The following is a 15,041-nucleotide window of genomic DNA, read 5'->3' as shown; positions in this document are numbered from 1 at the left end:
CTTACCTGTGCTATTTACCTGGAATTGGCCTAACGGCAATCAAAAGGTTCCATTGTGGTGAGACTCTAGGCGCGTAAGTTTACTACTGTAAAGGATCACCATGGCCACCATGCGTGCTGCGCTTGCGGTTTGTGGAGCGGTGGGACTCGGCTTCGGCACTCTTGTTGCCCTGCCACCCGCCAGCGCCGTCATCCCCGGCGTTTATATTTCAGAGGTTGAGTCCTCGGGCGGCGTGCCCGGCGATTGGATCGAACTGAGCAACGGTTCTGACGAAACAATTGACCTGTCGGGCTACGTACTGAAGGACGATGACGATACTCACGAGTACATTATCGAAGCCGGTACCGCGATTGCTCCTGGCGAATACCTGGTCTTTGACGAGCTCTTGGCTAATGGAGAAGGCGACTTCGACTTTGGTCTTGGCGGCAACGACACCGTTCGCCTCTACGACCATACGGGCGCCCTCATCGACACCTTCAGCTGGGATGGCATGGGCCATGCCGAGATCACTTACATCCGTGCCGAGGATGGTTCGGTTGTTCCGTCGCGCGAATCCACGAAAGGTGCTCCAAATGTTCCGGCTGCCCCGGCACCGGAACCGGTAACCTCTGACATTGTTGTCAACGAGATCGTTTACGACGATCCGGTTGGTCGCGGACATGCTGACTCGATAGAGTTGTTCAACGCGGGCACGGAAGCAGTTGACCTCACGGGTTGGTCGATCCACGACGACAAGGAACGCCCCGGCGGGGGTGACCTGTCCGGAACCCTCGAACCGGGCGAGTACCTCGTGCTCGTCAATGATGTTGACTTCCTGTTTGGGCTTGGCAAGGGTGACTCTGTCAGGCTCATGAACGCCGATGGCGAGTTCGTTGACGAGTACGCGTACGAGGCAACCGCTCCCCTCGGCGACTGGTCGCGCTGCCCCGACGGCACGGGCGACTTCGCACACGCTGGCGAGGTGACCCTCGGCAGTCCGAACAACTGTGAACAGCCCGCTCCCGAACCTACAGCCGGAAGCATCGTCATCAACGAGATTGACTCCGCTCCTGCTGACTTCGTTGAGTTCTACAACCCGGGTGATACCGACCTGGATATCTCCGGTTACGAGGTTCGCGACAACTCTGACGATCACCGCTGGAAGTTCCCCACCGGCACCACCCTCACCCCCGGCCAGTTCCTCGTCGTTGAGGCAGACTCTGCCGGCCAGGTCTGGAACGATCAGACCGGTGCTTACGAAGACGGCACCTTCGGTGCCGCCATCGGCATCGGCTCCGGCGACTCCATCCGCCTCTACGACGCGCAAGGTTCTCTTCTTGATCAGCATTCGTGGACAGAGCACGCCAACATTGATGGTGACGAGCTTGCAGCTACCTTTGCTCGCTGCCCGGACGGCACCGGCCCCTTCGCGCTCGCGAACGCCACGATTGGCAGCCCTAACGACTGTGTCACCCCCGCCGTTGTCATCAACGAGATTGAGTCCAACGGTGACCTCACCGACTGGGCTGAGATCAAGAACAACTCTGATTTCGCGGTTGACATCTCCGGGTGGACGCTGATGGACAACGATCCGATCGGCCACGCAAACGACGTCAGCCCGCTACCCGAAGGCACCATGCTGGAACCGGGCGCATACTTCGTCTTCGACGGAGCCGAACACTTCACGTTCGGACTTGGCAAGGAAGACGTTGTCACGATCCGTGACGCCAACGGCGTGACCGTTGCCGAAGAAGGCTGGACCGACCACGCGGCCGGCGTCCACGCGCGCTGCCCCGATGGCACCGGCGACTTCATCGACATTCAGGCATCCACCAAGGGTTCCATGAACGCCTGCGGCAACCCCGTCATTCTCAACGAAATCGAGTCGAGCGATGCGGTTGATGGTCCGGACTGGATCGAGCTTGCCAACCCGCTCGATGAGGATCTCGATATCTCCGGCCTCACGATCTCGGACAACAAAGACGACAACGTCTATACCATCGCCGATGGCACGACCGTCCCCGCACGCAGCTATCTCGTGATCGACGATCTCGACTTCGGTCTCGGCGGCGCCGACGAGGTTCGCATTTACGATGAGGACCTCCTCATCCAGACCTACGCCTGGGAAGCTCACGCCAAGCAGACCTACGGCCGCTGCCCTGACATGACCGGCGCATTCGCAGACACTTCGGCACCCACCCCGGGTAAACGCAACGACTGCCCCGGCATCCCCGACCTCATCGACTGGCAGGGTGCTCAGGATGTCACCGTCATCGACGCCACCACCATGTTCCTCGAGGACTCCTCGGGTCTCGACTACGCCGATGGCATCCTCTGGGCCGTTGACAACGGAACCGGTGCCTTCTGGAAGCTGAACGCGGCACAGGATGGCAGTGTCAGCCCCGCAGAGGGCTGGGATACTCCCAAGCGTGCTCGCTTCATCAAGGATGCAGAAAACCCGGCAGCTGCTGGCCCCGATGCTGAAGGTATCACCATCGCAGGGGACGGAAACCTGTATCTCGCAATCGAGCGCGACAACTCCGCCAAGGGCGTCAATTTCAACGCAATCCTCCAGATCGACCCCAATACGGCAGGACCTGATGTCGTTGCCTCCACCGAATGGGACATCACCGATCTCCTCCCCAGTGTTTCGGCCAACATGGGTATCGAAGCAATCGAATGGGTCGGATTCGACGATGTGAATGGCAGGCTCTGGGACACCAACACCGGCGCACCATTCGACTCGGCCAACTACCCGGGCGTTGTGGCTGATGGCGTGTTCTTCGTTGCCTTGGAAGACAACGGTCAGGTCTACGCCTTCGTCCTGAACCCCGATGGCACAGCCAAGCTCGTTTCCGAGATCGACTCCCTCATCGGTGGTGCGATGGCACTGAACTACGATTCCCTCACGGGTAACCTCTTCATAGTGTCCGATGATGGCTACAACGGCGTCATTGCCCTTGCCACTCTCAACGGCACCGATTCCCCCGACATCGTTCACATGACCCGCCCGGCAGGCATGGAGAACCTCAACAACGAAGGCTTCGCTCTGTCCGACCAGTGCGTCGACGGATCCCGTCCCGCCTGGTTCTTCGAAGACGGAGTCAAGACCGGTTCACTCAAGTCCGTTCAGTACGACTGCACCAACGCACCTGTTGACCCTGAAGAACCCGGCACCGAAGAACCGGAAGAGCCCACACCCCAGCCAAAGCCTGAGAAGGGCAACCTTTTCTACTTCGTCAACGGCTGGACCTCCACCAAGGAAGATGTACGTCTTGCCTACGGTCGCGCAGGCGACGAGGTACTCGTCGGAGACTGGAATGGTGATGGCAAGGACACGCTCGCTGTCCGCCGCGGCACCACCTTCTACGTCAACAACGAGCTGAAGGGTGGGAACGCCAACATCAAGTTCACCTACGGACGCACCGGTGACCGCGTCATTGTGGGCGACTGGAATGGCGATGGCAAGGACACCTTCGGTGTTGTTCGCGGCACCACCTTCCACCTCAACAACGAGCTGAAGGGTGGGAACGCCTCACTCAAGTTCAACTACGGTCGCGCAGGCGACGAGGTCCATACCGGCGACTGGAACGGTGATGGTAAGGACACCATCACACTGCGCCGCGGCAACACCTTCCACCTCAATAACGAACTGAAGGGCGGCAACGCCTCCCTCAAGTTCAACTACGGAAGGGCAGCCGACCAGGTGTTCGCAGGAGACTACGACGGCGACGGGGCAGACTCATTCGCAGTCCGCCGTGGCAACAAGTTCTACGTTTCCAACAAGCTGACCGGTGGCGCTGCCGACCTGGCACTCAACTACGGCCGCCCCAGCGACACCGTTCATGTCGGAGACTGGAATGGAGACGGAATCGACACACCCGTCGTCAACCGAGTCGTCCGATAACACCCATAAGCCTCATAGGAAGTACTTACAAACAGCAGGCGGGGCGAGCACCATAAGATGCTCGCCCCGCCCGAGCATTTCCCTTAACTCACAATTCAAGTGACCACCTCAATCGATCAATCTTAGGAACATTTTGCTCCTAGACCATTCTTGAATCGAGAAATACCATCTCATCAAGGCAGGGACTTTTGACCTATTGAACGTCTAGTTCCAAGCTCCTAACCTGTAAAACTCATTTTTAAATCACAGTCTTCTGATTTTCGACAGATTATTGCCCGCGCATAGTCGTACGATTCTCGTAGATCTCAAACGATCGAGATCATTCACATTCAATGCTGAGTGTATGGGAGAAATAGGGTCATGCCGGATCGCATTTCACGGTTGCACCTCGCAATCAGGATTACTCGTCCCTTGAGACATTTCACAAGCAAACCTTCGGGCAATACTTTTCTCACACCGACTTGGCACGAAGTCACTTCGCCAGCACCAAAGTATGGCCCGAGCCAAAGAAGTCCTAATCGGACCATCCGTCAGGGCGATATTAATCAATCTACCAACACATCCCTAATGAAGTGCCCGGGCCATACCGACAAAGCATACCGCGGCCTATTTTCAACACCATCCGAAACTTACCTGATACTGTGTAGGTAGATTAATAAGACGAAATCTGACTATCAGCAAGAATCAACAGAAAGAGAAAACCATCATGAGCACCGGACTTCCCAACCTCACTTTGGAAGATCTTCTCAAGGCAAACTCCCCCGGAGGATCAAGCGTTCTCACCTCCGTCACAGAACTGTCCCCTGCCGGTGGCCCTCACGCCACAGTCGCCCCAGGTAGATACCTGACGAAGAACGGAAGCAAGCCGACGTATAACTTTGGTATTCGATTTATCGATAACGAGCCGAAGATTTCAGTCGTGATTGACTCTGGACAGTCTCAGACAAACAGAGGCGAAGAGGCTGTCAATCGCGCCCGCGAAGACTCTTTTGCCCCGTTGCATTCGATCCTTTCGAGGATTCCAACAATTGAGGTTGATTATGGCGGCAAGAAGTATAATGACCTCACCCTCCCGCACAGGGGTTTTGATGCCCATATCCGAGCCGGCAAGGTTGGTGACATTCCTGTTACTGCAGATGAAAGTTACCGTGCCGCACGAGACTCGAACCATACAAACGCTCGAGCTCTCATGGATCTCAGCCCCTACTCACTAGTCAATGGATCATGGGACGCAACGAGAAAGTCCAACCAAGGTCGATACCGGAGCACACTCGAGAGCGAAATCATTGGTATTCTGGCTGATCAATCCACTTCTAATCCTGAACCAAATTTTTCTGGCGGTGCTCGCGTTGATCCGGTGGCAGCAAGTGTTCAACTCGACCAGAAGACAATGACAGCTCTTGCCGACGCACAACGCCATGAGCTGTCAAAGGGCAACTACGATGCCATTATCAAGGAGGCAAAGTCTGCCGGGAAGGGCGTAACGTCTGCTTCCCGTTTGGGACTGGGAGCGATTCCTCCAACCCTCGAGACCCTCGGGGGCGTTGCTTGTTCCCAAATTATTCGAAGCCACGTGTTGTCCTTTGCCACACTCCGACAGCTTCGTTTCGGGCTGACCCCTGAAGGCGATATTGCCCGCCGAGCAGTGCTTGCCGCTCTTGGTCTTGTAGTCATGGCGCTAGCGGATGATGAGCTTTACATCCGCGCCAATTGCAATCTCGTCGAACTTGACTACCCCACAGTCATGCTCGATGAAAGGTATGGACGCCAGCGTCAACTGGCACCCATTACCGTTGAGCTAGCTGGAAAACTGCTCGAAGAAGCAATCGAGCATGCCACTAACGTTGCTGAGCTTGATTGGACTGGGCAGGTTTTCGAAGTTGTGGGTGACCCGACGATTATTGCTTCTGCCTCCGACAATGAAGCCGGTGACGAGTAGTGGTTAACTCACTTACTGCTCGCTGGCCTCATGGCATATACCTTGGGCACCATCCAGATGGTTCTCCCGAGCTATTTCCTTCCTTCGCTAGGGTCTTTTCGGCTCTAGTGAGCGCAGGAAACACGGGCATCTCATCCCTCAGCGCTAGTAGCATCCGTGTTGACTCAGAAGAATTCGCAAGTCCCGAACAGGTCCTTCTCTGGCTCGAAAGCAATCCACCAAAGGGATTGTGTCTCCCGCCTGTAGTTTCAGGCAGAAGATTTGAAGCGCTCGCTTATAGAAAAGAAGGCGTCTTCAAAAAAGAGGGAAAAGCACTAAACTATAAAGTCACCGGGAGGGCAGTCGGGGAGGGTACCGCCATCGGCGGAACACTCTCATGGGTATGGGATCAAGATTTTCCCGATCCAATACGCCGCACCCTCGAGTTGATGTGCGCGGATGTGGGTTGTTTGGGCGAAGCATCAAGCTTGGTCATTCTTGAACTTGCTGACAACACGGAAATAACCCACGAGTACTCAGCTGGTCGTCAATTCTTCAAGGCCGGAGGAATTGAAACACAAGTAGTCAAGCCCGGACGTCTTAAGGCCCTCCAGGAGCAATATTCAATTGCCCACCCTGAAAAGCTCCCAAGCGAAGCACAAGATCGACACAACACTTCCGCCATGCCAGTGTCAGAAATCCCAAGTTCAGTTGGGTTGGGTACTCGACGCCTCATCAGAGTTAACAATCAGAATGAGCAAGCAGTTCCGTGGGATAAGGTGATCGCGATTCCGATCGAGGAAGGTCCAGAAGTACGGCCGGAGGGACGCGTAGCCTTCGCTGTCGCAACCCACAGAGCGCTCATCGCACGAATCGGCAATGGTGCTCCCGCATCGATTACTGGCAAGTACGAAGAGGGCGTCACTCCAACTGCAAACCGCATAGGAATTCAGTACCTACCAGTCAACACACTCTCACACGAATCTCTTGAGGCTCAAGCGCATCTGTTACTTCTGATCCCATCAGGCTTGCCTGAATCCGAATTGCAGGTACTGAGCGAAGCCCTGTCTAGTTTCCAACTCTTACGTTCGCGATTTGGGAGATTCAATCTGTCACCCGATATTCAATTCCTATCCGGTGCTGAGTTCTGGCAACCACCAGCGCCAGGCTCAAGGAGAATTTGGACGATTTCTCCAGCAGCAATCCCGGAACGGTGGGCAACGGGTGGCTCCCAAGAAGATGTCTACTTTGAAACCATCACTTGGTCACTGGGAAATACTCTGCGAGACCTAACTCAACTGGATGTGGCAAGCCGCCCTGAAGATCGAGCTGCCGCCCTTGCGGCCAAAGGCTTCACAGTCCATGAAGCACGCCCGCTCACTACGAAACATCCAACCCGATATGTCCATAGAACGAACAAGACTATGCCAGCCCTGCCGTATACGGCCCGTATTGAGTTAGGAACACTGGTTCCACATACTGCACTACTCGCAATCGGCCAGTCTCGTCATCTTGGAGGCGGGCTCCTCGTTCCTCAGGATCTCAATTACGAAAGCGAGGTTTGCAATGATCACGGTGCATGATTTTTCCGTTTTTTTTCAAGCAGTTCATGAGGGGAATCAACCTTATACCTGGCAGCAAGAGGTTTTAGATTCTCTTACCGAAACTGGCACTTGGCCGACTAAGATTTCTGCACCGACCGGCGCCGGAAAGAGTGCAGTAATTGATATACACATTTTTGCCAGGGCACTAGCAATCCAGAATGGCTACAAGATCCCGAGGAGACTGGCACTGGTAGTCGGGAGACGAGCTCTCGTAGATTCCCAAACTGAACAAGCCCAACATATCCAACGACTACTCGAGCACCCTGGCGATTCAATTATTCTTCAAAAAGTCTCATCGCTTCTCAACCAGGAAAGCCATGGATTTGGCCACCCTCTATCGGTCTCCACAATTCGTGGTGGTATTACGCTTGATCGAGGCTGGATTGACCACCCAACTGTGACGCAAATACTGTGCATGACACCAGACATGTTTGGTAGCCGCCTGCTTCATAGAGGGTACGGGGAGGCCAGACTAGCTCGACCTAGATCTGCGGGCCTACTGAGCTTCGATACCGTCGTTATCGTCGACGAAGCACACCTCAATGTCCAGCTGTGCAAGACGGCACGCCGTATTGGCGAACTAGTTTCAGAAACAAGTCTGGCAAAAGCGATTCCCGCACTTCAAACCGTAGAACTCACTGCCACACCTCAGTCACCGTCTTCAGACATGGTTCGAGTTACGGCTGAATCACTCAATCCAGACCGCCAATCTGACCAAGCACTCGCGAAGAGGCTGCACGCCACAAAGTCATTGGAGCTACGCTCCTTGGAAGTCTGGCCTTTACCAAAGTCGGGTAAGTTCCGCTTAGCCGGATTGGAGGTAATCAAGGATACTTCCATCGAACTTCGCTCTCGCACCTCAGGCACGATCGGCGTCATCTTAAACCGAGTTGCCGATGCAGTTTCTGTTCATTCGCTACTGGAAAAAGCTGGATACACCTCGGTCTTAAGAGTTGGCCCTATGCGGCCGCTTTCTCAGATTGAGAATGCACGAAAGTACCCGAGCCTGTTGACTTCGGAAGGCGACAGCCGGGTCGACTTCCTTGTAGCGACTCAGACCATTGAAGTCGGAGTCGATTTGGATCTGCACGGGATGATTACTGAGGTAGCCTCCGCTTCCGCTCTCGTGCAAAGAGTTGGTCGAGTCAATAGGCGAGGCATCTATCCGAACAGTGAAGTTGTCGTTCTCGGTCCTCTAGATCCTCAAGAAATCGACGCTCCTCACCCGTATCTGACAGGTGAAATTGTAGAAGCGCATCAATGGCTATCTGAGATTGCTAGCAGTTCCGGAAGTTTATCCCCCTCAAGCATTGCAGCAAGCACTGTTCCGCCCAGTCACAGTCGGAGAATGAGCTACCAACGGCTTGAGAAAGCAGATATCGAACTACTCTCCCACACCAGCGAGACACTATTTACTGAACCCGACCTCGACTTTTGGATTAGCGACGAACTAGGAAATCAGGACCGTACCCTCGGAGTCATCGGGAGAACGCTTCCGACTGATCCAATTGCTGCATTGTCGCTCCTCGGTGAAACACCACCCCAGGTTCACGAGGTGTACCCAGCTACATTTGCGCGGGTCTACAGTGCAATGAGGATCATACAAAAGCAACACGATTCAAGAGCAGCTCACGACCGTCTGGCCCTCGGAGAAGTTGCTCTTGGTTACGTGTTCCGAGAAGGGGAATGGTCCAGGTTAGACTCGGATAATTTGCAGGTCCACCCCGGAGATATTCTCTGCTTCCCAGCTGATCTCAAGATGGCAATTTCGGGTGTCTTCCTTCCAGAATCTGGAACCGATGAAATTGGGGACGTCCTGTCTGCCTGGTTTGATTTCCCAGAAATAACCGAGCATCTGCCCTGGCCGCGAAAGCTCGTATTTCAACAACGCATCAACAAGCCTCACCCTGACGAGACTATCGAGGTCCAATCAGAGCTATCCGATAGCATCTTGTTTCACTTGACTAGACTTTCTCAAGTCGGTGACACTCCCACAGCGGTAGAACTTCTTGATGCGATGACTAAGTCGGGGCGCGCAGGGTGGTACAGCAAACTTGAATCTGATTTTGATCTTCCTGACCTTGATCAAACCACTTTGGTCGTTTCTCCCATCGATGCTAATGGCCAGATTATCTGGGCGGTCTTAACCTGGGAGATTCCCGAAGATCTGTCGGAAGAAAGCCGTCAGGAATGGACTCCATCAGGTCGGGTTCTGTTACATGACCACCAGTACGCAGTCCAAGATCGAGTGCTCTCTTTAGCGAGCATCATTGGCCTGGATGCTGACACGTGTGATGCACTCTCAATTGCGGCTCTCCACCACGACGATGGCAAAGCCCATCCCGGATTCCAGATCAGACTCGGAAACAAGGATGCGGACGCTGACCTTCTAGCCAAGAGCGGTCGTAGTAAGAATCTCACCAAGTCTCGATCCGGTGCCGATGGACTCCCTATGGGATGGAGACATGAGCAGTTCTCAGTTTTGCTCAATCTTGATCTTCACCACCCAAATCGAGACCTAATCCTTCGACTCATCGGAACCACTCACGGTCATGGAAGGTCAACTTTTGATCAAGGCTCACGACTTCTGTGCATCGGTATCGAGGATGAATCAACTCGTTCGCGTGCACAGCAGTTCTTTGAAAGTGGCGAATGGGACTCAATCCTAGAATCCACATCTCTCAAAACTCAATGGTGGGGCGCATCTTATCTTGAGGCTGTCTTGCGCGCAGCCGATTGCCAAGTCTCGATGGAGGGGCGATGAAAACACTTCAGATTGCTGGAAGCATAGACGATCTCTTCTCTCATATGGCACTTCTGGGCCTAAGTTCCATTCTTGAAGACGCTAAAATTGGGCCAATCAAGTTGTGGTGGGACGACGACGAGAAGCCAAACATTCAGATTCCTGACACTGTCGACATTATGGGAATTTCGAGTATTGTCCGATTGCATGCCGAGTCTCGATCCCTAGATGACTCTTGGATCAAGGAAACTTTTACGATTCAACAGGATCGTAAGCAGAGCACAATTTCTCTGCTTGGACCTCGGACCGCGTCCCCTGTCACATCTCGGGACTGGGAAGCGCTTGAATCGAAACGCGAAGCTTCCCTTGACAAAATTCCCAACCACATTGATCTGAGGCTTATTCAAGGCCTCGGCTATCGCTCATGGTGGCATCGAGTTGGTAACACGACTCGAGCCGATGCTGGTTCAAATATCTGGGAGATGAGAACCCGAAATCGTGGGACAGAGTTCTTGCCGGATCGACTCTTGCCAGTGGCAAAGGTCATTGCGGACCGAACCGATGAGGAAATTGCGAGCGGACTTCAGGGGTTAACAACTGTTGACGAGCACGGCGGGAATGCCGTCGATTCTCGTACACCAACGGGTTTTAGTCTCCCTCGACCGGTCGATAATGCCCTGGCCTGGTGTGCCCTATGGGGGCTTAGTTTTGCACCAGTCCCCTTCAAATGGGATCCCTCACGCTCTTATCCTGCATATCTACCGAAAGATAGTGTCAAAGCGGGTAAGGAACAGCATCAGCTACTCATGCCCGTTGTCAACACTCCCGTTTTTCCGGCGCGAATGAGAACACTATTACGTAGCCAGCAATTGATCGCAGTTGCTGACGATCGTCCCAAGACTGCACCAGTGGACCAACAGGTTGCATGGCAATGGCTTCAAGATCACGGAGTTGCTGCCGTGATCCGATTTCCGGTTCGCTACGTTGGCTCAACCAGCGCTCCGGAACGGCAGGCCCTATCTGGCCAAAGGGTACGACCGTGAACCCCATCGAATCCATCTCAGCTCCCGAATCTGTCCCGATTTCGCTTGTCGCCCACACGCTCTACTGTGAACGACGCACTTGGCTTGAAGCGGTTGGAGAAAGAGCCAAGCACTCCTACGCGATGAGGGTGGGCGATGCAGACCATAAACGCACCCACAACCCTTCCGCGAGCAATCAGAACCAACTCCGGGGTATCGACATTCACGATGACTCGAACGGCTTTCATGGACGCATCGATACGGCTGACATTCTTCCCAATGGGGCATTGAAATTAATTGAATATAAGTCAACCCCTGTCCGGTTCAAACCTTCAGTAACGAAAGCAACGCGGATCCAACTTGCATTACAAACCATCGCCCTCGAAAAGGCTGGCTACGAAGTTGCAGAACATAGTGTCTTCTTTAAGACGCATCATCGACATGTCCCGGTTGAAATTGACGAGGTTGACCGGGAGGAAGCGTTATCAGCGGTCGCACGAACGCAAGAAATCATCCTTGGCAGCGAAGCCCCTCCAGCACTTATAGATGACCCGAGATGCAGTAGGTGCTCACACGTCAGTGTGTGCCTACCTGACGAACGAAGGGGACAGCAAGATCTCCATCAGATCCGAGCATCCGATCCCGCCGGCCAAGCTCTCCACCTCTCCACTTACGGGGCACGGGCTTCACTAAAAGATGGGCGTGTAATTGTTCAGAAGTCTGGCGAGGACCTTGCATCCATTCCTATCGAGCAAGTGAGCGCGGTGATCGTCCATGGAAACGTCGACCTATCATCCGCTTTACAACGAGAGTTACTGTGGCGAGATATTGTCATAGTTTGGTGCTCCTATGGCGGCCGCGTCACCGGTTGGTCCCGATCCAGCTACTCACCCAATGGGCTTCCCAGAGTCCAGCAGCACGTCGCATCATTCGAAGGACGACTCGGGCTAGCTCGGGAGTTTATTTCTTCGAAAATCTCGAATCAGGCAACTCTTTTGCGGCGATATACAAAAACTTCTTCCACGATTAAAGAGATGCGGACTCTCCAGAAGCAAGCAATGGAAGCTTTAACTATCGGAGAGCTCTTCGGGATTGAAGGAAACGCAGCTGGAATGTACTTCAGCAACTTCCAGGAATGCTTCAATGAAATAGCGAAGGAGCAACTCAAAGAGTTTCCCGGACGGGTTGGCCGTGGAGCTCGCGACCCACTAAACATTTGTCTTAACTACTCATACGCGTTATTACAATCCGAAGTATTACGTGCTGTGGTTGCATGCGGACTTGACCCCCATGCTGGGTTTCTCCACTCTTCAAATCGAAATAAGCCTGCACTCACATTGGACCTCATGGAGGAGTTCAGAGCACCCGTGGCAGACTCTGTTGTCATAGGCGCATTCAATAATGGTGAAATATCAGCTGACCGTTTTCATCATATAGACGGCGCATACCGCCTGGATGACGTTTCTCGAAAAGCACTTATTGCAGCATTTGAGCGAAGAGTAGCAACTGAATTTCGGCATCCCGTCTTCGGCTACCAGGTGTCGTGGAGACGAGCCATGGAAATTCAAGCGAGAATGGTGCTAGGTTACCTCGACGGCACACAGTCACAATACATTGGTGTGAAAATCAGATGATCAGAAACGATACCCACCGATATCTAATCACCTATGACATTCCTGATGACAAGCGCAGAACTCGGATCTCAAAGCTCCTTAAGTCTTATGGGGAGCGCATGCAGTTCTCGGTCTTTCTCATTGACCTTCACCGAACTGCACTTGTTGAACTCACCGAGGGCATCAAAGAACTTATTGAGCACTGGGCTGTGTCAAGAATCTTGAACAGTCGTTAGTGTTTTTCTTCTTTCACGCTGCCGTGGCAGCGAGGTCTTTCTCGTGGTCTTGCCAGGTCTGGACCGGGGTGCGGTAGCCGAGAGCGGAGTGCCGACGCTGGCGGTTGTAGAAAACCTCGATATAGTCCATGACCGCGAACCTGGCACGGGCCCGGGTGGTGAACACCTGGTGGTAGTACATCTCGTTCTTCAACGAGGCAAAGAAACTTTCCGCAACCGCATTGTCCCAGCACACCCCAGTCCGGCCTACCGAGGGGCGAACCTTGACCTTCTCGCAATATTTCTGAAATTCGCTCGAGGTGTACTGACTTCCTTTGTCCGCATGGAACACAGAATTCGGCGCGATGCGTCCGTGGTCGATGGCCATCCCCAACGCGTCGATCACCAGCGAGGTGCGCATGTGGGAAGCCATCTGCCAGCCCACCACCATCCGGGTGGATAGATCAATCACGGTGGCCAGGTACAGCCACCCTTCCCCGGTGCGCAGGTAGGTAATATCACCAACCAACGCGTGCCCGGGGGCGTGGGCAGCAGGATCGAAATTTCCCTCCAGCAGATCCGGAATCACCACCGGCTCCTCACCGACGATAGTGGTGCGCCGATAAGCACGTGGTTGAATCCCCGCTAACCCGAGCTCGCGCATGAGCTTGGCCACCAACCCCACCGACGCAGGGTAGCCGCGGTCGTTGAGTTCAGCGGTGATGCGCCGGCACCCGTACGTTTTGCGGTGCTCGTGGTAAATTTCCTGGATCAGGACCTTCAGCACCTCCCTACGGGCAGCCGAGGCGCTGACCTGATTCACCTGGGTACGCCAGGCATAGAAACTCGAGCGCGCCAGACCAAGTTGCGTGCACATCCACGCGATCGGATAGTTGTCCTTCTCCGCTTCGATCAGGGCAGCCTTCTCGGCTACCCCTGCTCCCGGGCGAAGAAGGCCGCGGCTTTTTTTAGGAACTCATTTTCCATCCGCAGCCGCCGATTCGCCTCTTCCAACTCCGCCAGCCGTCCGTAGTCGGCCGGGGTCATCTTCTTGGCCGGCTCTGGATTATCTTCCCGATACTTCTTCACCCAGTTCCCCAACGTGCCTGCATTGATCCCGAGCTCACCGGCAACCTCCACAATCGGTCGCTCGGACTGGATCACCAGTTGCACAGCCTCAGCTTTGAACTGCGCACTAAACTTACGCCTCGATGTTGAACCCATACCTTTGATTCTCCCTGATCAATGACTGTCCAACATCTTTAGTACACCCCACACAGCAGTGACGCTGTTCTTGTTTGTGACTTGGGGCTCTCAAGTGAAGCAAACAAAAGAACAATCACCTCCTTCGGTAGTCAAGCCGAACTCAACAAGCCCCAAAGCTACATCGTCTAGAGACGAGCGCTCGATCAGTCTGAGTAACACCGGGGAGCGCTCGCATCCACTTTTCCCTTTATTTAAGCGTGAATTTCATCCTTGGTAACTTCATAGCGTAAAAATCACGTAGAATCTCAAACAGGTCTCGCATAAAGCCGAAAAACCAGAGGTAGGAACTACCAAATTTCTACCACTATGGCTCCCCTTAATCGGGGAGCACTTCATTGAGGCGTACTGAACGGCACTGGTACCGGGAATGAGCCGCGTATGGCTCCCCTTAATCGGGGAGCACTTCATTGAGGCGCGGGCGCTGCGGATGCGGCTGATCTGGCTCTTGCCATGGCTCCCCTTAATCGGGGAGCACTTCATTGAGGCGTTCGGTATCCCGCCCTCCACCACTCTCGTCACGTATGGCTCCCCTTAATCGGGGAGCACTTCATTGAGGCGGATATTGAGAACGCTGAAGCGTCCCTGCGTGGCCTTGGATGGCTCCCCTTAATCGGGGAGCACTTCATTGAGGCTCAAAATATTGACCTCCTATGGTGTGAATAGTGTATGGCTCCCCTTAATCGGGGAGCACTTCATTGAGGCGAGGAAGAACAGGCGGTTCTAAGACTCACAGACACATGGCTCCCCTTAATCGGGGAGCACTTCATTGAGGCT

8 protein-coding genes and 1 CRISPR repeat array (1 of these 9 cut by a window edge) are annotated in these 15,041 nt (G+C 54.1%); of the genes, 7 read left to right on the top strand and 1 reads right to left on the bottom strand.

Annotation, left to right across the window (positions count from 1 at the left end; all coding sequences use genetic code 11):
- Positions 1 to 100 precede the first annotated feature (100 nt).
- The 7 genes from BN1241_RS01825 (at position 101) to cas2 (ending at position 13,022) form a co-directional block, all read left to right on the top strand.
- On the top strand, positions 101 to 3,886 hold the full coding sequence (locus tag BN1241_RS01825; protein WP_054952025.1) for a lamin tail domain-containing protein: 3,786 nt from the start codon (positions 101 to 103) through the stop codon (positions 3,884 to 3,886).
- A gap of 706 nt (positions 3,887 to 4,592) precedes the next feature.
- Positions 4,593 to 5,825 carry a type I-G CRISPR-associated protein Cas7 gene (locus BN1241_RS01820; RefSeq protein ID WP_054952024.1) on the top strand — a complete coding sequence of 411 codons (1,233 nt, stop codon included), beginning with the start codon at positions 4,593 to 4,595 and terminating at the stop codon, positions 5,823 to 5,825.
- Positions 5,825 to 7,387: a type I-G CRISPR-associated protein Csb2 gene (gene csb2 / locus BN1241_RS12155; RefSeq protein WP_077138233.1), complete on the top strand. Its 1,563-nt coding sequence runs from the start codon at positions 5,825 to 5,827 to the stop codon at positions 7,385 to 7,387. The genes BN1241_RS01820 and csb2 overlap by 1 nt, the downstream gene beginning before the upstream one ends.
- Positions 7,371 to 10,172 (top strand): type I-G CRISPR-associated helicase/endonuclease Cas3g, encoded by a 2,802-nt coding sequence (gene cas3g, locus BN1241_RS01815; protein WP_077138232.1) that lies wholly within the window; start codon positions 7,371 to 7,373, stop codon positions 10,170 to 10,172. The genes csb2 and cas3g overlap by 17 nt, the downstream gene beginning before the upstream one ends.
- Positions 10,169 to 11,194 (top strand): hypothetical protein, encoded by a 1,026-nt coding sequence (locus BN1241_RS12930; protein ID WP_054952022.1) that lies wholly within the window; start codon positions 10,169 to 10,171, stop codon positions 11,192 to 11,194. Before cas3g ends, BN1241_RS12930 begins: the two co-directional genes overlap by 4 nt.
- A complete protein-coding gene (gene cas1 / locus BN1241_RS01805; RefSeq protein WP_230198238.1) occupies positions 11,191 to 12,807 on the top strand; it encodes a CRISPR-associated endonuclease Cas1 in 1,617 nt (538 codons plus the stop codon). The genes BN1241_RS12930 and cas1 overlap by 4 nt, the downstream gene beginning before the upstream one ends.
- On the top strand, positions 12,804 to 13,022 hold the full coding sequence (cas2, locus tag BN1241_RS13550) for a CRISPR-associated endonuclease Cas2 (protein WP_054952021.1): 219 nt from the start codon (positions 12,804 to 12,806) through the stop codon (positions 13,020 to 13,022). The genes cas1 and cas2 overlap by 4 nt, the downstream gene beginning before the upstream one ends.
- Positions 13,023 to 13,035: 13 nt before the next feature.
- Here the strand turns inward: cas2 and BN1241_RS01795 are convergent.
- Positions 13,036 to 14,225, bottom strand: a protein-coding gene (locus BN1241_RS01795; protein WP_390617993.1) for an IS3 family transposase whose coding sequence is annotated in 2 segments (ribosomal slippage) — positions 13,036 to 13,973 and positions 13,973 to 14,225 — 1,191 coding nt in all. Because the reading frame shifts where the segments join, the coding sequence is not laid out codon by codon here.
- A gap of 348 nt (positions 14,226 to 14,573) precedes the next feature.
- A CRISPR array of direct repeats spans positions 14,574 to 15,041; the repeat unit is 36 nt; unit sequence ATGGCTCCCCTTAATCGGGGAGCACTTCATTGAGGC (it continues 3,235 nt past the right edge of the window).

This window comes from Flaviflexus massiliensis, from assembly GCF_001375495.1.
Lineage (GTDB): Bacteria > Actinomycetota > Actinomycetes > Actinomycetales > Actinomycetaceae > Flaviflexus > Flaviflexus massiliensis.
This window is presented reverse-complemented; position numbering and strand designations above follow the sequence as displayed.

Coding starts and splice junctions, on each gene's coding strand:
- BN1241_RS12930 (WP_054952022.1), top strand. CDS start 10,169: ATGAAAACACTTCAGATTGCTGGAAGCATAGACGATCTCTTCTCTCAT.
- cas2 (WP_054952021.1), top strand. CDS start 12,804: ATGATCAGAAACGATACCCACCGATATCTAATCACCTATGACATTCCT.
- BN1241_RS01825 (WP_054952025.1), top strand. CDS start 101: ATGGCCACCATGCGTGCTGCGCTTGCGGTTTGTGGAGCGGTGGGACTC.
- cas3g (WP_077138232.1), top strand. CDS start 7,371: ATGATCACGGTGCATGATTTTTCCGTTTTTTTTCAAGCAGTTCATGAG.
- BN1241_RS01820 (WP_054952024.1), top strand. CDS start 4,593: ATGAGCACCGGACTTCCCAACCTCACTTTGGAAGATCTTCTCAAGGCA.